General features: G+C 55.0%; 17 protein-coding genes and 1 pseudogene. 11 read left to right on the forward strand and 7 right to left on the reverse strand.

The features are described 5' to 3' along the window. Positions 1 to 75: 75 nt before the first annotated feature. Positions 76 to 1407 carry a PLP-dependent aminotransferase family protein gene (locus tag GHO32_RS07700; RefSeq protein ID WP_153336147.1) on the reverse strand — a complete coding sequence of 444 codons (1332 nt, stop codon included), beginning with the start codon at positions 1405 to 1407 and terminating at the stop codon, positions 76 to 78. Between the two features lie 98 nt (positions 1408 to 1505). On the opposite strand from GHO32_RS07700, the gene GHO32_RS07705 reads away from it, so the two are divergent. Further along, on the forward strand, positions 1506 to 2417 hold the full coding sequence (locus GHO32_RS07705; RefSeq protein WP_153336146.1) for a DMT family transporter: 912 nt from the start codon (positions 1506 to 1508) through the stop codon (positions 2415 to 2417). 291 nt (positions 2418 to 2708) lie between these two features. After that, positions 2709 to 3515: a lipopolysaccharide biosynthesis protein gene (locus tag GHO32_RS07710; protein WP_256665480.1), complete on the forward strand. Its 807-nt coding sequence runs from the start codon at positions 2709 to 2711 to the stop codon at positions 3513 to 3515. Between the two features lie 5 nt (positions 3516 to 3520). Here the strand turns inward: GHO32_RS07710 and GHO32_RS07715 are convergent, their stop codons facing one another. After that, a complete protein-coding gene (locus GHO32_RS07715; RefSeq protein ID WP_178113852.1) occupies positions 3521 to 4057 on the reverse strand; it encodes a tetratricopeptide repeat protein in 537 nt (178 codons plus the stop codon). A 247-nt stretch (positions 4058 to 4304) separates the two neighbouring features. Between GHO32_RS07715 and GHO32_RS07720 the strand changes: the two genes are divergently transcribed. From GHO32_RS07720 to cyoD, 5 genes are all read left to right on the forward strand, one after another. Then, positions 4305 to 6578, forward strand: a complete 2274-nt coding sequence (locus GHO32_RS07720) for an FdhF/YdeP family oxidoreductase (RefSeq protein WP_153338154.1) — start codon at positions 4305 to 4307, stop codon at positions 6576 to 6578. A gap of 156 nt (positions 6579 to 6734) precedes the next feature. Next, on the forward strand, positions 6735 to 7679 hold the full coding sequence (locus GHO32_RS07725; RefSeq protein ID WP_368668391.1) for a COX aromatic rich motif-containing protein: 945 nt from the start codon (positions 6735 to 6737) through the stop codon (positions 7677 to 7679). 11 nt (positions 7680 to 7690) lie between these two features. Continuing rightward, positions 7691 to 9802, forward strand: a complete 2112-nt coding sequence (locus GHO32_RS07730; RefSeq protein ID WP_371924550.1) for a cbb3-type cytochrome c oxidase subunit I — start codon at positions 7691 to 7693, stop codon at positions 9800 to 9802. Further along, positions 9799 to 10431, forward strand: coding sequence for a cytochrome c oxidase subunit 3 (locus GHO32_RS07735; RefSeq protein ID WP_153336142.1), 633 nt, complete (start codon positions 9799 to 9801; stop codon positions 10429 to 10431). Before GHO32_RS07730 ends, GHO32_RS07735 begins: the two co-directional genes overlap by 4 nt. After that, on the forward strand, positions 10428 to 10763 hold the full coding sequence (cyoD, locus tag GHO32_RS07740) for a cytochrome o ubiquinol oxidase subunit IV (protein WP_048369373.1): 336 nt from the start codon (positions 10428 to 10430) through the stop codon (positions 10761 to 10763). Before GHO32_RS07735 ends, cyoD begins: the two co-directional genes overlap by 4 nt. A gap of 276 nt (positions 10764 to 11039) precedes the next feature. Here the strand turns inward: cyoD and GHO32_RS07745 are convergent, their stop codons facing one another. Then, the gene (locus tag GHO32_RS07745; RefSeq protein ID WP_153336141.1) at positions 11040 to 11555 is read right to left on the reverse strand and encodes a DUF1440 domain-containing protein; all 516 of its coding nucleotides are present in this window, start codon (positions 11553 to 11555) and stop codon (positions 11040 to 11042) included. A 212-nt stretch (positions 11556 to 11767) separates the two neighbouring features. On the opposite strand from GHO32_RS07745, the gene GHO32_RS07750 reads away from it, so the two are divergent. Then, positions 11768 to 12211 (forward strand): hypothetical protein, encoded by a 444-nt coding sequence (locus GHO32_RS07750; protein WP_153336140.1) that lies wholly within the window; start codon positions 11768 to 11770, stop codon positions 12209 to 12211. A gap of 58 nt (positions 12212 to 12269) precedes the next feature. Next, positions 12270 to 12752: a DUF2867 domain-containing protein gene (locus GHO32_RS07755; RefSeq protein WP_153336139.1), complete on the forward strand. Its 483-nt coding sequence runs from the start codon at positions 12270 to 12272 to the stop codon at positions 12750 to 12752. Positions 12753 to 12761: 9 nt separating this feature from the next. On the opposite strand, the gene GHO32_RS07760 is transcribed toward GHO32_RS07755, so the two are convergent. Further along, entirely contained in the window at positions 12762 to 13667 is a 906-nt protein-coding gene (locus tag GHO32_RS07760) for a DMT family transporter (RefSeq protein WP_153336138.1), read from the reverse strand. A gap of 281 nt (positions 13668 to 13948) precedes the next feature. Beyond that, the gene (locus GHO32_RS07765; RefSeq protein ID WP_153336137.1) at positions 13949 to 15277 is read right to left on the reverse strand and encodes a DUF2002 family protein; all 1329 of its coding nucleotides are present in this window, start codon (positions 15275 to 15277) and stop codon (positions 13949 to 13951) included. 212 nt (positions 15278 to 15489) lie between these two features. Here GHO32_RS07765 and GHO32_RS07770 point away from each other — a divergent pair. Beyond that, positions 15490 to 15648, forward strand: a pseudogene (locus tag GHO32_RS07770) (type II toxin-antitoxin system ParD family antitoxin); the annotation flags it as partial. A gap of 305 nt (positions 15649 to 15953) precedes the next feature. Here the strand turns inward: GHO32_RS07770 and GHO32_RS07775 are convergent. Beyond that, the gene (locus GHO32_RS07775) at positions 15954 to 16331 is read right to left on the reverse strand and encodes a hypothetical protein (RefSeq protein ID WP_153336136.1); all 378 of its coding nucleotides are present in this window, start codon (positions 16329 to 16331) and stop codon (positions 15954 to 15956) included. 135 nt (positions 16332 to 16466) lie between these two features. Continuing rightward, a complete protein-coding gene (locus tag GHO32_RS07780) occupies positions 16467 to 16709 on the reverse strand; it encodes a hypothetical protein (protein WP_153336135.1) in 243 nt (80 codons plus the stop codon). A 525-nt stretch (positions 16710 to 17234) separates the two neighbouring features. Here GHO32_RS07780 and GHO32_RS07785 point away from each other — a divergent pair. Beyond that, the coding region (locus GHO32_RS07785; RefSeq protein ID WP_153442808.1) for a type VI secretion system Vgr family protein at positions 17235 to 19006 on the forward strand (1772 nt) is incomplete at its 3' end.

The following is a 19006-nucleotide window of genomic DNA, read 5'->3' on the forward strand; positions in this document are numbered from 1 at the left end:
GTGCACTGGTCGGCCTGCCACTGAAGCACTCAGTGGCAGCTTTTACCAAGGCAAATCCAAACCCGGCGCTAAACCCTACGAATACGCATCAACCACCCACTTCACTTTAGCCAGCCCCTCACTCAGTGACGCCAAGTCTACTGACCCTAACGCCAGACGAATCGCACGCGGCACATGAGACGAGGTCGCAAACGGCTGCGCAGACGACACCGAAACGTGCTCGCGCATAAGGGCCGTCACGACTTGCTCTGCGCGGGCGTCATCAGACAAAGGCAGCCAGATGAAGTAGGAGTACGGGTGACGGACAGTGCGCAACCCAGCCAGGAGTTCGTCAGCAATGTTTTGTCGGGCATGTGCGTCTTGGCGCTTTTGCACTTCCAGGCGGCTGACGGTTCCATCCTCCAGCCATGCGCTGGCAAGCGAAGTCATGACGCCGGGAGTGTTCCACGCGGTCACCCGGATCACGCGCTCCAATGCCGCGATCAGGTGCGCGGGGGCAGCCATAAAGCCGACACGCAAGCCCGCAGCAACGCTTTTGGAAAGCCCTGACACGTAAATTGTCCGTTCTGGCGCCAGTTCGGCGATAGGCAGCGGTGGGTTTTCGACAAGAAAAGCGTAGGCAGCGTCTTCAATAATATGCAGGTCATGGGTGCGCGCTATGGCGACCAGTTGCTGACGCTGCTCGATGCTCATCACCCAACCCAGCGGGTTGTGCAGTGTCGGCATGCTGTAAACCGCACGGACTGAACGGCTGCAACAGAGTTTTTGCAGTGCGTTGAGATCGGGGCCGCAGTCGGTTACCGGCACAGACAAAACTTCCAGGTGCAGGGTCTGCGCAAGCGCTTTAAACCCCGGATAGGTCAGCGCATCAACCGCCACCACATCGCCAGGTTTTAACAAGGCCATCAACGCCACCGTCAACCCATGCTGAGCACCATTGACGATCAACACCTGTTCGGCCGGGACGTTCAAACCGCGAGCTGACAGATGCCTCGCCACTGACGCTCGCTCGTGCAGGCGGCCACCATGGGGCTGGTAACGCAACAACGACTCCAGATCCCCGGATAACGCCAGTTGCCGCAACGCAGTGCGAAGCATGTCGGCTTGCCCCAACGCGGACGGGTAGTTGTAGTTGAGGTCCAACATGCCCGCCGTGACTTTCGGCTGGTCAATGCCGTGACCTGGGGGTAGCGACGTCTCCCTGACAAACGTCCCGCGCCCGGTCTCTCCGCTGACCAGCCCCATGGCCTCAAGTTCTGCATACACCCGGCTCGCCGTGACCAGCGCCAACCCCTGTGTCGCGGCCAACTGGCGGTGCGTAGGCAAGCGTGTACCCGGCGACAACCGCCCTGAGCGGATATCAGCGGCAAACGAGTCAACCAGCGACTTGTATCGGGAACGGGGCATCGGAATATGTATCCATGACAATATTTTGATTGTCATCAATCTTCAGCCATAGCATGCGCCTAAAGCAATCCTGCCTTTAGCCTTGAGCGTGAGACCCGATGGAACGCACCTCTAATTTGCACTCCCCAGCGACCGAGAAAAACCTTTCCGGCTGGATCAACGGTTTTATCGGCGTGGTCATTTTCAGCGCCTCGTTGCCCGCGACCCGCGTCGCCGTGCAAGAGTTTAATCCGGTTTTTCTGACCTTTGCCCGGGCCACCATCGCCGGGGTGCTGGCGCTGTGCATTCTGCTGGCGCTTAAAGCCAGACGCCCGGATCGAAGCCAGCTGTTTTCACTGCTGCTTGTGGCGATCGGCGTCGTGCTGGGGTTTCCATTGTTGACCGCGTTGGCCTTGCAGCATGTCACCTCGGCGCACTCCATCGTCTTCCTCGGCCTGCTGCCGCTCTCGACTGCCGCCTTTGCCGTGCTGCGCGGGGGTGAACGCCCGCGCCCGGCGTTCTGGTTCTTCTCGGTTCTGGGCAGTGCACTGGTGATCGCGTTTGCCATCTCACAAGGGCTGACCGCCTCAGCCCGAGGCGACATGCTGATGCTGTTGGCAGTCCTGATCTGCGGCCTTGGCTACGCCGAAGGCGCCAAACTGTCGCGAACCTTAGGCGGCTGGCAGGTTATTTCATGGGCGCTGGTGCTCTCGCTGCCAATCATGGCAACACTGGCCTGCATCGTGGCCCCCGCCTCTTTCGCAGGTATAAGTCCGCCTGCGTGGTTCGGCTTGGGCTACATCTCCGTGTTCAGCATGTTGATCGGCTTTTTCTTCTGGTATCGCGGCCTGGCCCTGGGGGGTATTGCCGCCGTGGGCCAGCTTCAACTGTTGCAACCATTTTTCGGGCTGGCCCTGGCCGCTACTTTTCTGCATGAAACGGTGACCCTTGGCATGTTTGGCGTGACCGGCGCGGTGATTGTGTGTGTTATTGCGGCCAAGAAGTTTGCCACAACCAATAAGGCCCAGTAGTTCAACAACACAACCAATAGCAGGTTCCAACTCAGAGAACCTGCTATAACCAAGCAATTAAAAAAATCAACTAATAATAAGTTTTTTAAACTTATGTTAAGACAACTAACACTTCTTAACAGTTGTGAAAATCTGGTGAAATTGCGCGCACGAATCTCATCAAAACTTCCAAACTGACTGATTTTTCATCAGCGAAGTCGATATCCCACGCCTATACTGGAAAAGGACTACATATGCTCTGCACATTTGGGCGTAAGGTTCTTCAGTTTCTGCTCCAGAGGGTTCAAAGCCATGGGCGTTGCCAGCACCTATATTTCCACCCATTCTCCTACGCCGCTTGCACTGTCGGGTTGCAAGGATATCGCTGAGGGTGCTGTATTTATCATTGCTTCGGGTGCATCAGCCAAAGACTTCCCTCTAAATGAGTTTAAACACGTGCCGATGATTGTGGTGAACGGCGCGATTTCGATGTTCCTGAATACTTCAATCAGCCCTTTTTTCTATGTCTGCACCGACTCTGGCTTCTTCACCCAGCAAAGCCGCTTATTCCACGCAGGGCTGGCACTTAGCCAGCGCGTAGTGCTGCGAGAAGATTATGTGCTGCATGACATCCCCGTGCCATCCGGCGAATTTTACGCCTTGAAAAAAGCGGCTAAATCTACCTGGAGAGATTTATTCTCAGCCGAGCCTGGTAATTTGATCCGCCGCTCCAAATTCCATACAGGCAGAAACAGTAGCATCGGCTTCAGTAAAGATTTAAGTGAAGGTTATTTCGACGCCAGAACAGTGGCCTATCTTGCTTTGCAAGTTGCCTATCACGCGGGCTTCAATAAAGTATTTTTGGTCGGGGTGGATTTATGCCCTGATACAGGGCGTTTTTATGAGACGGCTCAATCAGACAAGTCACCCTGCGTGCTGGATGAGCATATGGAATCTCGCATTCTGCCCTCCTTCGAACTGATGGCAGAAAAGGTCATAGATGCTGACTTCAGCGTGTACAACTTATCCAGTACGTCGAAACTTCCCAGCAGCTTGATTCCCTATAAGTCAATTGAAGAAGTCAGGCAATTGGTCCCCCGCAAAGTGCTAAAAATCTGATGGGCTCAAGCCGAAGTGCTGGGCTTATCCGTTTCAATACTGGGGTTGTGCTGTGGTTTCCCGGCAGCCACTAATAGCTCATCCCGGTACTCTGTCAGCGCTCGGGTATAGGGTGCCAGTCCGTTGCCATCCCCCGTTTTTAAAGCAGCCTCCAGCATGGTGGCGAGCGCCAATTCGGTCTCACCAACGGTGTGCAAAGCGAGCGCAGTGAACGCAGCAAGCGCCGGATTGTTTGGCTGTTCACCCCTGGCGAGTTGTAACCATTCGAGCGACTCATGCGCGCACCCTACATTCCTGAGGGTGCTGCTAAAACCGATCAAAAACTGAAATCGGTGTTCTTCAGGCACGCCAAGCGCCCAGCCCTTGCGATAGTAAACCAGGGCTTGTTCTTCATCACCCACGCGGTCACACGCATAAGCCGCTGCTATTTGCGCAGCCACTGCATTGGGGTACTGCTGCGCAAGCGGAACGGCGTGTTCATAAGCGCCGTGAAAGTCAGCGGACTGCGTCATCGTTGCAATGATGGCAAGGGTGTCTTCCATAGATGTCTGCTCCTTCAGTTGGGCTGAACTTAATAACATAAACACGCCCGGTCACTCATCTGCGCAGGCTTTATAAAGGGCAGCGGCGGCATTCTTGACAGATATAGATCGCTTACCTATGGTCAATCGAACCGCTAATAACCTTATAAAAAACAGACTTATAACCGTGAGTCAGTTTGTCGGGTTGCGCCCGGATTCAGGCTCAACGCCGTCGTAGAGCGTGTTTTCTGGGGTTCAAGGAGTGAACATGTCCAAGCAAGGAAAGGTCGAGGGTATTCGTGATTACACAGCGCCTGCCGGAGGATGGGGTGCGTTAAAGGCCACCGCGAATGCTATCCGCGAACAAATGGAGAATGTGCAGGCCGTCAGCACGCTCCTGAGAACCAACCAACCCGATGGGTTCGATTGCCCTGGTTGCGCCTGGCCTGACAAAAAGCACAGTTCAACTTTCGAATTTTGTGAAAACGGCGCCAAGGCTGTGACGTGGGAGGCGACCAGCAAACGCGTGACACCGGAGTTTTTTGCCGAACACACGGTGAGCGCTCTGCTCAATCGCAGCGATCACGAGCTGGAAAACTACGGGCGCCTGACCTGCCCGCTGGTGTATGACCGCGCCTCTGACACGTTTAAACCCGTGGCCTGGGACACTGCGTTTGAACGTATTGGCGAGATTCTGCGCAGCCTCGACCCCACTCAAGTTGAGTTCTATACCTCGGGTCGAGCCTCTAACGAAGCGGCTTATCTGTTCCAGTTATTTGCCCGCGGTTTGGGCTCCAACAATTTCCCCGATTGTTCCAATCTGTGCCATGAACCCACCAGTGTCGGCCTGCCGCAATCCATCGGTATTGGTAAGGGCACGGTGTCTCTTGATGATTTTGATCTGTGCGAGTTGGTCATTTCTATTGGCCATAATCCGGGCACAAATCACCCGAGAATGATGGGTACTTTGCATGAGGTGTCACGCCGCAAAGTACCGATCCTGGTGTTTAACCCTATTCGAGAACGCGCCCTGGAGACCTTTGCCGACCCGCAGAACATGGTTGAAATGGCGACCTATGGGTCAACACCGATTGCCTCCACCTACCTGAATGTCAAAGCAGGCGGTGACGTGGCAGCGGTTAAAGGGGTGATGAAAGCTGTACTGGAACTTGAGGAGCGTGTCGGTGAAGTGCTGGATCACGCGTTTATCGCGACACATACCCACGGCTTTGAAGCACTGAAAGCAGACTTGGTCGCGACCGAGTGGTCGCTGATCGAACGCCACAGCGGGCTCACGCGCACAGCGCTGGAACAAGTCGCGGCGGCCTATGCCAAATCCAATGCCACCATCATCACGTATGGCATGGGCATCACCCAGCACAATGCCGGCACTGAAAACGTGCGCTCGCTGTGCAATCTGCTGATGCTGCGCGGCAATCTGGGTAAACCGGGCGCCGGCATATGCCCGTTGCGCGGGCACTCCAATGTGCAGGGCAACCGCACGGTGGGTATCACGGAGAAACCCTCGGCGAGCTTTCTGCAAAAAATTGAACAGACCTTGGGTTTTAAGCCCCCTGCTGCCCCAGGCCACAACGCGGTGCAAACCATGCAAGCCATGGTTGCCGGAACCTCAAAGGCGCTGATTTGCCTGGGCGGAAACTTTGCGGTGGCGCTGCCCGACCCCGAGCAATGCTTCCCGGCCATGAAACAGCTGGACCTGAGTGTGCATATCGGCACCAAGTTGAACCGCTCACATTTGCTGGTCGCGAAAGAGACTTATATTTTCCCCTGCCTGGGCCGTACAGAACTGGACCTGCAAAATGGCATCGCGCAAGCGATTACCGTTGAAGACTCGATGTCCATGGTCCACGCCTCTGCCGGTCGCTTGGCGCCCGCCTCCGAGCACCTGCGTTCAGAACCGGCGATCGTGGCCGGGATGGCAAGCGCTGCACTGCCGCATTTGTCGATTGCGTGGCCGGAGCTTGTGGCCAATTACGACCTGATCCGTGACCTGATCGAAAAAACCATCCCCGGTTTCGAAGATTACAACCAGCGAATCCGTGTGCCCGGCGGCTTCAGATTGCCTTTGCCGCCTACCGAACGCATTTGGCACACGCCCTCCGGTAAAGCCGAGTTTTATGTGTACCCAGGTGTGGATGAAGACTGGGTGGTGCAAGGCGAGGATGTGTTACGGCTCATGACCTTGCGCAGCCATGACCAATACAACACCACTATTTACTCCATGGATGACCGCTACCGGGGCGTCTTCGGCCGACGCGATGTGCTGTTCATCAGCGCGCAAGACTTGCAGGCACGCGGCCTGGCCCACGGCGATCTGGTGGACATCGAGACGGTGACCTCGGGCCGGCAGATGCGTTACGAGAAACTGACGGCCGTGGAACACGCCATCGCGCCCGGCTCGGTGGCCGCTTACTACCCGGAAGCCAACTGTTTGATTGCCCTGGACAACATTGACCCGCAAAGCGGTATTCCGGCTTACAAATCAGTGCCGGTGCGGGTCAAACGCTCCAGCCTTAACTGACACCCTGTACCAATCATTCACCCGGCAGTCGCCTGACGAACCCTGCACTGCAGTCGCCTGACGAACCCTGCACTGGAGGTCATCTGAACGCATGCCTTGACTAAAGCCCCCTCAACAAAGCGCTGATCAAGTTGTAAGACTCAAGGAGATTACCGCGTGAAAGGAATCACACCCTGCGCTCTGATTGTCTCGGGCCTTCTGCTGCCCGCACTGGCGCAAGCCGCTCCATCTGCTGACACGGCGATCGCCAACGCCGGTTTTATCGACGCCGCAGGCCCGATTGCGGCCGCGCAATTTGAGCACTTCAAAACGATTATTTCGCTGATGCTCATCGTCGTCGTGCCGATATTTATCCTCGTCCCTTGGGTGCTGTGGCGTTACCGCCGCGGCGGTCGGGGCGCGTATCGGCCTGACTGGGATTTCAACTGGGGTAATGAAGCCGTTTTGTGGGGCATACCGATCATTCTGATCATTGTCCTCAGCTCGGCGCTGTGGGCGCACACGCACAAATATGACCCGTACCGCCCACTTGGCAGCGACCCGCTGGACATTGAAGTGGTCTCGCTGGATTGGAAGTTCCTGTTCATCTACCCGCAGCAAGGTATCGCCACCCTCGACTACCTGGCACTGGAGCAAGACCGACCGGTGCGCCTCAAGCTCACCAGCGGCACGGTGATGCAGTCCTTCATGATCCCGCAACTGGCCGGGCAGATTTACACCATGGCCGGCATGACCACGCAATTGAACCTGATGGCGGACCGCGCCGGTGAGTACCGGGGGCGTAACACGCAGTACAACGGGGATGGCTTTGCCACTCAATCGTTCCCCACGGTGGTGATGCCGGCCGGGCAATTCGACGCGTGGGTCCGTGACACCCGCCAAAGCGCACAGACACTGGACCTGAGCACTTACCAAGAGCTGCTCAAACCCAGCATCGAGCATGCGCCGCGCTATTACGGCAGTGTCGAAAAAGGCTTGTTCGAGCGGGTTCTCGGCAGTTTCACCGGCGGCCATGGGCACGCCAAAGCGGCTAGCGCCCAGCCATCACCAGGGCATGAACAGCACCTTCAACACTCCAGCACAAAAGGGGCAGAACAGTGAGTTGGGAGACTATTTTCGGGCAACTTAGCTGGGACTCACTGGTGTTTGCCGGCGCCATCAAGCACCCCTCAACCAGCGAATTCGTGGCGTCCGGGGCGGGCAGCATTGTGATCCTCGGCGCGATCGGTGTGGTGGTTTTGCTGACCGTCATGCATTGGTGGAAGCCGCTGTGGCGGGACTGGCTGACCAGTGTCGACCACAAAAAAATCGGCATCATGTACATCGTCATCGCCCTGGTCATGTTCTTGCGGGCCTTGATCGAAGCGGGCGTGATGCGTTCTCAGCAACTCGCGGCCGCCGATGGCGCGGGCTATCTCTCGGCTGATCACTTTGGCCAACTGTTTACCACCCACGGCACGATCATGATTTTTTTCGTGGCGATGCCGTTTATCACCGGCCTGATGAATTACGTGATGCCCCTGCAGATCGGCGCACGCGATGTCAGCTTCCCGCTGCTGAATGCGATTTCGTTGATGCTGACAGCAGCTGGCGCGGGTTTGATCATGGTCTCGTTGGTCGTCGGCCAGTTCTCAACCGGCGGCTGGAGTGGCTACCCGCCCTATACCGGCATTGAGTTCAGCCCCGGTGAAGGCGTGGATTACTGGATCTGGTCAGTCACCCTGGCATCGATCGGCTCAACCCTGACCGGGCTCAATTTTGCCGTGACCCTGTACAAACAGCGTTGCCCTGGCATGTCGATGTTTCGCATGCCGCTGTTCTGCTGGACCACACTGTGCACCTCGATTTTGATGATCTTCGCCATGGCGCCGCTCACCGTGGCCACAATCATGCTGGCGCTGGATCGCTACGTCGGTTTCCACTTCTTCACCAACGGTGACGGCGGAAACATGATGAACTTTGCCAACCTCTTTTGGCTGTTCGGGCACCCGGAGGTCTACATCCTGTTGCTGCCAGCCCTGGGCGTGTGGTCAGAGGTGGTCTCAACGTTTGTCGGCAAACGGATCTACGGCTACACCTCGCTCGTCTACGCCACCATGTGCATCGCGGTGCTCTCGTTCGGCGTGTGGCTGCATCACTTTTTCACCATGGGCCAAAGTGCCAACGTCAATGCCATTTTCGGTATTGCCACGATGATCATCGGTATTCCGACCGGGGTTAAGGTGTACGACTGGATCCTGACCATGTACCGAGGGCGGATCCGCATCACCACGCCGATGCTGTTTCACATCAACTTCCTGCTGACCTTTGTCCTCGGCGGCATGACCGGCATTCTGCTGGCCAACCCCACCGTCGACTTTCAGGTGCACAACTCGCTGTTTTTGATCGCGCACTTCCACAACATGATCATTCCGGGCGTTCTGTTTGGCATGTTTGCCGCCGTGCAGTACTGGTTCCCCAAAGCCTTTGGCTTCCGCTTGCACGAGGGCTGGGGCAAAGCGGCGTTTTGGTCGATGGCACCCGGCTTTTTGCTGGCGTTCTTCCCGCTCTACTGGCTCGGCATGAATGGCGCACCGAGGCGCACCGTGATGTGGTCCGATCCGTCGTTCACCCCTTGGTTTGCACTGGCCATGCTCGGCGCCGCATTGCTGCTGCTCGGTACGGTGTTCTTGCTGGTGCAGATCGCAGTGTCGATCCGCCAGCGCCGCCAACTCACTGTGCTGCTGGGCGATCCGTGGGACGGGCGTTCGCTGGAGTGGTCGATCCCCTCCCCTCCACCGGCGTGGAATTTCTCGGTCATCCCTCACGTCGACGGCCGCGACGCGTTTACCGAAGCCAAGAAAACCGGTCAGGCCTATCGCTCGCCCGCGGCCTACAGCGACATCGAAGTCCCGCGCAACTCCATGGCGGCGCCATTGATCGGCGCCTTCAGCTTCACCCTGGCGTTTGGCCTGGTATGGCATATCTGGTGGCTGGTGGTGTTCTCGTTTGTCGCCGCTTGGGCTGTGGTGATCGCACGTTCGTTTGTCTCACAGACAACCGAGATTATTCCGGCCAGCCGCGTCGAAGCGGAACACGAGGCCTTTTTGGCCGCCGTACGGGCCACGCCCGGCGTGACCCGCGACCTGGAAATGAGCCCGAAAAACCGGGGCAAGGCCGCCCCGGACAGAATCGGGCAGCCCGGCCAGAAACTCCCTGATGACGTGTTGGAGTCAGCCCTATGAATGCGCCCCACTCTCTGCACCCCGGGGTGAACCTGGACGTGACAGACCGCGAGAGCCACGCCAAAGCCTCAGAAGTCATCTTCGGGTTCTGGATTTTCCTGATGAGCGACCTGGTGCTGTTTGCCGCGCTCTTTGCCACCTATGCCGCCATGAGCAGCCAAGGCATCGCCCATGGCCCGACGCCTGCCGAGGTCTTTGACCTGGGCTCGGCCTTTATCGAAACGCTCTTGCTGCTGTTGTCCAGCTTCACTTTTGGCTTCGCCATTTTGGCCATGAAATACAGCACCAGCCGCGCCCGCCTGCTGGGCTGGCTGGGGCTCACCGCTGTGCTTGGCGCGGCCTTTGTGGCTTTCGAACTCCACGACTATTACGTGATGATCGAAACCCACAATGCGTGGCCGCAAACCAGTGGCTTTCTGTCCGCCTACTACTTATTGACCGGCACCCACGCTGTGCACGTGTCGGCCGGCATCCTCTGGATGATCGTGCTGGCGGTGCAAGTGATGACGCTGGGGGTCAATACACCAGTCAAACTGCGGCTTTTACGCCTCGCTTTGTTTTGGCACATGCTCGACATCGTCTGGGTCGGGATCTTCACCTTCGTCTACCTGTTCGGAGTCGCCACATGAACCCGGAAACCTCATCGAGCAACACTGTGCAGGCGCAACCGGGCAACGAGCAGCGCAGCTATTGCATCGGCCTCGTGTTGGCCCTGGTCCTGACCCTGATCGCCTTCGGCCTGGTCTGGCTCAAGGTCGTCACAGGCACCCAGGCCCTCGCGGTATTAGGCTTCCTGGCGTTGGTGCAAGTGGTGGTGCACTTGCGCTTTTTCTTGCACATCGACTTGGGCAAATCACACCGCGATGACCTGATGCTCATACTGTTTACGTCATTGATCTTGCTGTTAATCGTTGCAGGAACGATCTGGATTTTGTGGGACCAACATGCGCGCATGATGTAAAAGCGCAGACGCAAAAAAGGGTGACCGGTTGAGGTCACCCTTTTTTGTTGTTCGAGTAAGGCTTAAACACCTGCGCGGCGTAAGCCGACTCACTAAATCAAAGTGATTGATCCCAGTTAGTCATCAAAAAACTGAACACGGCAAAGGCAATAAAAATAATCAAAAACACATGCTTTTTTTGAACCCGGCTTTTCATACTGCTCCCCTTTTGGTCTATTTCTGTCTTTTATAACCGACTGGCGCAAGACCGTCATCGCCAGTCGCAGAAAACTAAATTTATAACTGATTGCGTGGAATGCTATAGCGACGGTCACGCCTGATCGCCTCAATCGTCCAAATCCAGAACGCCGTGCCGACAAACTCCGAGATCAGCGCTTGCGAGCCCGCCAGCCACAACCACCCCGAAAGCCCCAACAACGGAACGACCAGACCGTGGGCAAACACCGAAACGCCCACGCCAAAACCAACACCGTGCAGCATTCTTGCTCGGGGTAAAAACTCCACCGCCACGCAATAAATAATCGCCATCACGATAGAAAACAGGATGTGAACACCATTACCGCCCCAGTTGATGCTGTACCCCATCCACTCATAGGTCATGAGGTCCACGTTAAAACCGAGCTTCTCCAGAAGCACCACCGGGGGCGGCGTAGTGCTAAGGGTTCTGGGCGGAATTAATGTCTCAAAGCCCGACTTCACCAGCGCCGATATAACGCCAGCCACAATGCCGGCCCAAATGGCCAGCTCTATATTTCTTTCTAATTTGGGTCTCACTGCCAATAACGTTGACATTAAATAACTCCATATCCTTATCGAGTAACGTGCAGTACCGCCGTTATTAATACGCACACGCCTGCGCAGAGGATGACTGTAGTCGATGTTTTTTTCCTTTGCCGGATCATGACGCCTGCAAAGAGCTGAGCCAGAGTGAAGCCAGCCTGGCAGGAGCGAGCTACAATCCTGCTACCTCTTAGGCTGAGTGTCTGTTATCGGAGCCCTGCGACATGTCAGATACCAATATCGATAAATTCAATGACTTGGCTGGCAAAATTTTTGCCGAGCTGTACGAGCACTTCCCGATCCCCTACGACCTCGTCGCAAAAAAACTGGCGACGCCCACCTTCACCTCTGAAGGCAACGACCTGTGCCTGCTGGAGCTGCCCGCAAGCGACGCCGATTTTTTTAATGCCACCGTCCGCTGGCTCATCGGCACCGGCTACCTGACCGGCGAGATCTGCCCCGACACCCAAGTTTCGGGAGCCGTCTTGACCTTAAAAGGCCTGGAAGCCCTGAAATCAACACCGCACTGCCTCACCCACGGGCTTTCAATCCGCCAGCGCCTGGCCGAAACCATGAAAGAAGGCAGCAAAGAAACACTCAAAAGCGTGCTGGCCGAAGAAATCGCCCTGGGCGCCAAACTCATTACCCCTGTGGTCGAGATTCTCTAGAGTGCGTAGGGCTCTGGACCTTGTGATAAATAAAATCAGCTCACCGGAAGGAAAAAGTTTGGCCATCACCTCCCCTGCACCCACACTGCGCGCGCCGTCCGAACTTGACTACTACCACATCAGATCGGTCCAACTCCCGGTGCACATCAGCCCGCTTGACGCCTGGAATATCATCACCGCCGACTCGGGGCTGCTCATGCGAACAGCGTTCCAGATAAGGGACGCGATCTCCGCAAAATTTGGCGTAAAACGGATCGGCGGTTTCACGGGCGCCGAGCGTAAAGACGTACACGTCGGCGATCATCTGGATTTCTTTCTGGTGGAGCACAGCGACCCGCAGATGCTGATCCTGACCGAGCGCGACAGGCACCTGGACGTGATGATCTGCATCTCGATCGCAGATCGCTTGCTCACCATTACCTCGTCGGTCGTTACCCATAACCTGTATGGGCGTATTTATATGGTGCCGGTGGGGGTGGCGCATAAGGTGATTGTGGGGAGTTACATAAAGCGGTTGAAACGGGTGGTTGGCGGTGGTTAGGTTTTGGGATCAATCCGGGACGGGGACTCTGCGTTGAGGGCTCTTGCCAAGAACGAACCACAAAGCTAAACAAATAAGCCCGCCTCCGTACAAATGCCCGGCCGAAAGATGTTCACCCAGGAATATCACGCCCCACATAACGCCAAAGGGAGGGACAAGGAAAGTCACTGTCAGTGAGCGCACCGGACCGATATCCGCGATCAAACGGAAGTACAGGATGTACGCACACGCAGTACAGAAAAACCCCATCGCTACCAGTGCCATCCAAACCTCAGGGTTACCCCAAGTAGCCGGAGGACTCATCGCGGCTGAGATTCCGAAGACCGGGGCGAGAAACAGCGTCGCGCCAATCTGACTGCCAAAAGCGACAAGTTTGGAGTCAAGCCCGCCCTTGTCAGCGATCCATCTCTTAGTCAGAAATCCTGCTGCGCCGTAGCAACTGGTGGCAACCAAACAGGCCAATGCTCCCATCACAATACTCATTGAGAGTGTGACGGGGCCTGTACTGGTCAACACGGTAATGCCCATCAGGCCGATTAATACGCCGGCGCCCTTTTTCAGGGTCAACGAATCGCTGAAACACAACCAACCAATGATCACGCCCATCATCGGTGTGGTCGCATTGAAAATTGCCGAATAACCGGCAGGTAACAACAGTGCCGCCACGCTATACATTAAAAATGGGATGCCAGAATTGATAACCCCCAACACCATGATCTTTTTCAGCTTGCCGTCGAAGTCAACTTTGGTTTTTAAAAGGGCAAGAATGACAGCCAAGCCAACAGCGCCCAACAACACGCGAAAGAATGCCGTCGGCAATGCGCCCAAAACAGGAGCCGCGATACGCATAAAGAGAAAACTGGCGCCCCAGAGCGCCGCCAGAACAAGTAGTCGAACATAATCAGATAATTTCATGGTATGCCTTCGGCGCTGTTCGTTGACTTAAAAATGAACCGCAAATTGCACGACTGATGCCGAGCAATCCAAAAAGCGATTGGAATTGTTAAGGGGGAAAGACCTGAGGCGTGGTAGCCATGGTGGGCTCCTCTATGCTTGGAGCTTCATAGTAGGAGTATCTGGAATGTGCCCACACTCCGATTCTTGCTGTTGAAATGGCTAGGTGTGCGGGCATCAAGGCTTGCGCGATCAGACATCTTGCATCTGCGTGGCAGCAACTGATCGATTTTGCAGGTAGCTCACTGGGCTCGGTTTGAGTTGATTTTCGTGCAGCACCACTCCCGATGTGCTCGTACTGCATCCATTGATAGTTCAGGGGTATTAGGGGCTCTAGACCTGATTTTTTCGCCCGCAAGGGAGGAGTACTCCGAGTTTTCTAGACTCGGTTTAAGCCGTAATTTGAGCTCCTCGCACAGATAAATTAAACCTCTGTCCCACAACGTGTGGAGATCACTGCGCAGTAGAAGCCCGTTACTAATATGATTGGTTTCTTTACCTAAGTAAGGCGTGACATGGGCAGCTTCAAGCACCTGCTGAACTGCGGAACCTGAGATAGCGCAACGTCCCTCATAGGCGGTAAGTAACCCACTGCGAAATGCCCCCTGTCCTTGACGTAGAGTTATCTCCTTCAAGGTGCGAGTACGGTTATCTTCAACACCGTCAGGCGAAAAAGTAGACGATACATCTACTGCATTTGCAGTGATGCCGTCTTCTGACAATGTTGTGCTCTCAAGCGTAAAAAACCCTTCCTCCCACGAGATAACCTTTGCTAACCCTAATACCCTATATGTCGTGATTTGAGGCTTCTTCGTGAGCTGCACAAGAACTGCCACAGGCACCCCGCTTTCCTTGCACCTATTCAGCCCTTGATTGGTAAAAAGACTCTCGGAGTTGCCACGTGGGTTCTCCTCTTGAGCATAGGTGTAGTGCCAACTTCCATTCTCTTGATAAACGGGCATTTGATCGCTGTAAGGACTGTCTAGCCTCTGACTAATCGACAGCGCATAGTCAGATTCTTTTGGCTTGTAAATGCCTTTTGCCGAAATCGCAACAGTAGATGGTGCATTCTGGAGTTGCTCCCAAGTAAGCACTTGCCCTGTACGCTGTTCAAACCACGCTAGTAACTCTGAATGGGTAACACGCTGACTTTCGGGGGCAGAAACCTCGCCTGCAAATGAGAGCCTTCCTGCACCTACCAGTTCGTCAGTAAGCGACGGATACAAAATCCTCAACAACCCTATTAACGAACTTTCAGACTCTAGCGATACGGGTATACCGTAGTGAATCAACTCCCCACCTTGATTCAAGCGCTTTGGAAATACGGTCATGTTGCTATGGTGAATATATTCGCTCCCGACAATTACACCGTTAACGCTCTGAAATTCAGAAACTCGCGCCTCCAAACTGGGATCAATTACCAGGGCAGATTTCCCTGAAAGATTCTTCACATTTACGATAAGGCACTCGCCATTTTTATAACGCCAAATGCAGATCTTATCCGTATGGCTGACGACGGAAAATTTCAAATTTTCAAGCAACTGATTGATTTGCTGGGGCTTCAATTTCATTTTTGCTAGCACTTAACAATAGTAGGAGCGCCCGCCGACACAGGCTTGAGATTTTACCTGCGACGATAGCAGAAATATCCTACAAATTGCCCAGCAATGTACTGTGATGAAGCGTCATGATCTTTTAGATGGCACGAAGCAAACCGCAGACCCCGTTATTTCCATAGCGGTCTGGTGATTTTTTAGGATTGGAAAGGCACAGGAAGCAGATCATGTGCAGTACTCAACACTTCAGCATCACTTGGCCCAATCAGATGGGCGAGGCGGTGAAAGCCAAAGTTGCTACTGGTGAATACCCCACTGAAAACGAAGTCATTCGTGATGGCCTTCGAGCGCTGATGGCCCGTGACCGTGAAATGGAAGGCTGGCTGGTCGTCTAGGTAGAGCTACAGCTTACAACCAGACACCCTGGAGGATGGATCGCATCACAGAGGTTGATGCGCTGGCTACCAATGAATGAATTTCAGGCAAGCCAGCCGCTACTTTTGCCTAGAAGCCACAGTACTAACCCTGAGCTAATCAGCACTGCGCTACAAACATAGCCGAAGAAAAATTCAGCGGCATTTAAATTTACCAAGCACTCTCAAAAATTTATCAGTGATTAACTCGCCGTATTGAGGCAGGCTCGATCAACAAAGAAAGCCATTTATTAGCAACGATACCGTTACTTCTCAAATCAACCAAAAATCTTGCTAACCAACACAAGTAAAAAAAGCAAACTTACTAGCACGATTCCAGCCCACTGCAAAAAAACTAGCCTACGCTTGAGCTGCACTGGAAACCGCCTGATATCTTCAGCATCAACAATTCCGCGCCTAATATATAAACCGGGAAAAGTAACAACCCCTGAAACACTACCAACCAGCAGCAACTTACCCCAAAGCCCGCCTTGCTTAAATTTCGCCAAACTATCAATAAATGAGCAGTTTCGTAAAAGCCCCAACATCAAATCCATCTGAGTAAATGCAATTCGAAGCGCAAAAGCTATCCAAACAAACATACAGATAATTACTGCACCACATAGACAACCAATAACAAAATCGACAGTACTCATTTCACGATCTCGTAGATCACATCCCCAGCCAACTCTCCAGCAATGCCTGAAGTTAAAGAGCCAGCCCCCACAACCATTACCCCGCATAACGCTGTAAGCCAAGTAAAATACATACACCTGCTACGACAGGGACCGTTAAAAGTGAACCGGCAACGACACCACCTCCAACACCCACACACAAAAATCACTGTTTTCAACAGCCTCTACGATTTGTTGGTCACTCATTGGCCGACCGAACGCATCAACATGAAATAAGTTAAGAGGCTTATGGGGCATGTGCAAAGCACGCTCTACGTTCGCTTTTGCAAAAAATGGTGATTCTATATTTCTGAAGCTAATTCCAAGTCGTTCGCGATCTTGTCGACGAATAAGGCGCATGCAGTATTTTCCCTGATTTAGACCGACCGCGCCGATTGATGCTGGCCAACTTATTTGAAGAGCGCGGACTGTATCGACCAGTTCTGCTAGAGATCTATCAGATCTTTCCTTTAATTGGGAAAGTTTTATCTATTCCATGCTCGGCCGATACGGTTGCACCTCTTCGGCCATATCCTTGCTCAGCACCATTCAACAGGAAACCTGGGCCGTTACAGCGTGCAATACCAAGATGTTCAGGCGCTGCAAAAATTGCTCAGCCAATAGCAGACCCTGCTCTTCTGGCGAGCTCATTCGCTCACGCCCGCCCCAAAATCTGCTGCCCTAACATGATTACCGCGCCCGAATAATTCCCGTAAAGAACTTAATTACGGAATCTTCCTACGCAATATAAGGAATACGGAAGAGGACGAACTCAAAAGTCATCTTTAAAGTTCATGACATTCAATCTAAGCCATTGCCTATAAACCGCAATCTGCGCACAGAGCAACTTAACTCTGCCCCCTGTGCACGCACTCAGGAGCAACTATGTCCCGTCCACAGGATGTGCGGTTCACCTTCAGTTCAACAGCCGATATTGCCTTTGAGGTGGTGTCATTTGAACTGAGCGAAGGCATCTCTGAACTTTTCTGTTTAAACGTTGAATTGATCAGTGAATCCGCCAATGCAGACTTCGCCACCCTACTGGACAAACCCGCCACGCTGACCCTCTTTCAGGGCGGCCAGGCCGTGCGGTACGTGCACGGCCTGATCAGCCAGTTCGAGCAAGGTAAAACCGGCTTTCGCCGAACCTGGTATCGCGCCCGTATCGAGCCCGAGTTGGCCCGCGCCAACCTGCAATCAGACTGGCGCATCTTTCAGCAGCGCAGCGTGCCGCAGATCCTCCAGCAGTTGTTCAAGGCGCGCCACTGGGGCGCATGCACTCAACGCCTCACCGAGCCCCATCAAACACGTGAATTCTGCGTTCAGGCAGGCGAGCTGGACCTGGCGTTTTATCAGCGCCTGGCCGCCGAAGAAGGCCTGCTGTCGATCTTCCAGCACAGTGAAGCCGGGCATTCGTTGATCCTGGCTGACCACATCGCCACCTTCGGCATTTTGCAGGATGAGCCGTTGGTGTACGCGCCCAACCCCGGCGGCGATCCCGCGCAACCGGCACTGCACAGCTTTACTTACCGCGAGCACGTGCGCAGCAGCGAGCAGACCCAGCGCGATTACACCTTCACTCATCCGCGTTACAACCTGGAACAACAAGAACAGGCGATGCATCTGGACCATCAATCCAGCGGCTATGAACGCTACGATTACCCCGGTCGTTACAAACATGACAACGCCGGTAAACCTTTTACCCGCACCCGCCTGCTGGCCTTGCGCAACGACGCGCGCACGGTTGAAGTGACGGGCGATGATGCGCGGCTGGTGCCGGGTTTGGCCTTTGATCTGGTCGGCCACCCGCGCGAAGACATGAATATCGGTTGGCGCGCCGTGCACATCCACCACAGCGGGCAGCAGTACACCGCCCTGGAAGAAGAGTCCGCCGACAGCCGTGTCGGCACCCGTTACAGCCTGACCGCCACGCTGATCCCTGACACCCTGCAATGGCAAGCACCGCTGCTGCCCAAGCCGTGTATCGAAGGCCCGCAAATCGCCACGGTGGTCGGCCCGGCCAATGAAGAAGTCTATTGCGATGAGCATGCCCGGGTGCGTCTGCAGTTCCCTTGGGACCGTGAAGACCGCAACGACGACCGCAGCTCCTGCTGGGTGCGGGTGTGCCAGAGCTGGGCCGGAGCGGGTTGGGGCCATGTGACGTTGCCCCGCATCGGCCAAGAGGTGCTGGTGGCGTTCCTGCATGGGGACCCCGACCAGCCGATGGTGATTGGCCGCAGTTACCACGCCATCAACCGCACGCCTTACAAACTCCCGGAGTTCAAGGCCATTAGCCCGATCCGCAGCAAGGAGCTGCACGGCCAACGCCACAACGAACTGCGCCTTGATGACACCCACGGCCAGATCAGCGCCACGCTGATGACCAACCATCAGCACACAGCGCTGAACATGGGCTTCTTGACCCATCCGCGCCCCGATGGCGGAGCACCTCGTGGCGAAGGTTTTGAATTGCGTACCGACGCCCACGGTGTGGTGCGGGCGGGCGGCGGTCTGTTGCTGACAACCCAGTTACGCGCCCGCGCCGTCGCCCATCACACCGACCTGCCCGAATGCGCCGAACAACTCAGCATTGCGCAGCAACATCACGCTACCTTTTCCCACCTGGCCCGCGACCATCTGGCCCAGGAAAGCGGCGA

Origin of the sequence: Pseudomonas sp. FSL R10-2189 (assembly GCF_009600325.1) — a bacterium.
GTDB classification, from domain to species: Bacteria; Pseudomonadota; Gammaproteobacteria; order Pseudomonadales; family Pseudomonadaceae; genus Aquipseudomonas; species Aquipseudomonas helleri.

Coding starts and splice junctions, on each gene's coding strand:
- GHO32_RS07765 (WP_153336137.1), bottom strand. CDS start 15,277: ATGAAATTGAAGCCCCAGCAAATCAATCAGTTGCTTGAAAATTTGAAA.
- GHO32_RS07735 (WP_153336142.1), top strand. CDS start 9,799: ATGAATGCGCCCCACTCTCTGCACCCCGGGGTGAACCTGGACGTGACA.
- cyoD (WP_048369373.1), top strand. CDS start 10,428: ATGAACCCGGAAACCTCATCGAGCAACACTGTGCAGGCGCAACCGGGC.
- GHO32_RS07745 (WP_153336141.1), bottom strand. CDS start 11,555: ATGTCAACGTTATTGGCAGTGAGACCCAAATTAGAAAGAAATATAGAG.
- GHO32_RS07710 (WP_256665480.1), top strand. CDS start 2,709: ATGGGCGTTGCCAGCACCTATATTTCCACCCATTCTCCTACGCCGCTT.
- GHO32_RS07780 (WP_153336135.1), bottom strand. CDS start 16,709: ATGCGCCTTATTCGTCGACAAGATCGCGAACGACTTGGAATTAGCTTC.
- GHO32_RS07775 (WP_153336136.1), bottom strand. CDS start 16,331: ATGAGTACTGTCGATTTTGTTATTGGTTGTCTATGTGGTGCAGTAATT.
- GHO32_RS07700 (WP_153336147.1), bottom strand. CDS start 1,407: ATGCCCCGTTCCCGATACAAGTCGCTGGTTGACTCGTTTGCCGCTGAT.
- GHO32_RS07705 (WP_153336146.1), top strand. CDS start 1,506: ATGGAACGCACCTCTAATTTGCACTCCCCAGCGACCGAGAAAAACCTT.
- GHO32_RS07760 (WP_153336138.1), bottom strand. CDS start 13,667: ATGAAATTATCTGATTATGTTCGACTACTTGTTCTGGCGGCGCTCTGG.
- GHO32_RS07720 (WP_153338154.1), top strand. CDS start 4,305: ATGTCCAAGCAAGGAAAGGTCGAGGGTATTCGTGATTACACAGCGCCT.
- GHO32_RS07715 (WP_178113852.1), bottom strand. CDS start 4,057: ATGGAAGACACCCTTGCCATCATTGCAACGATGACGCAGTCCGCTGAC.
- GHO32_RS07750 (WP_153336140.1), top strand. CDS start 11,768: ATGTCAGATACCAATATCGATAAATTCAATGACTTGGCTGGCAAAATT.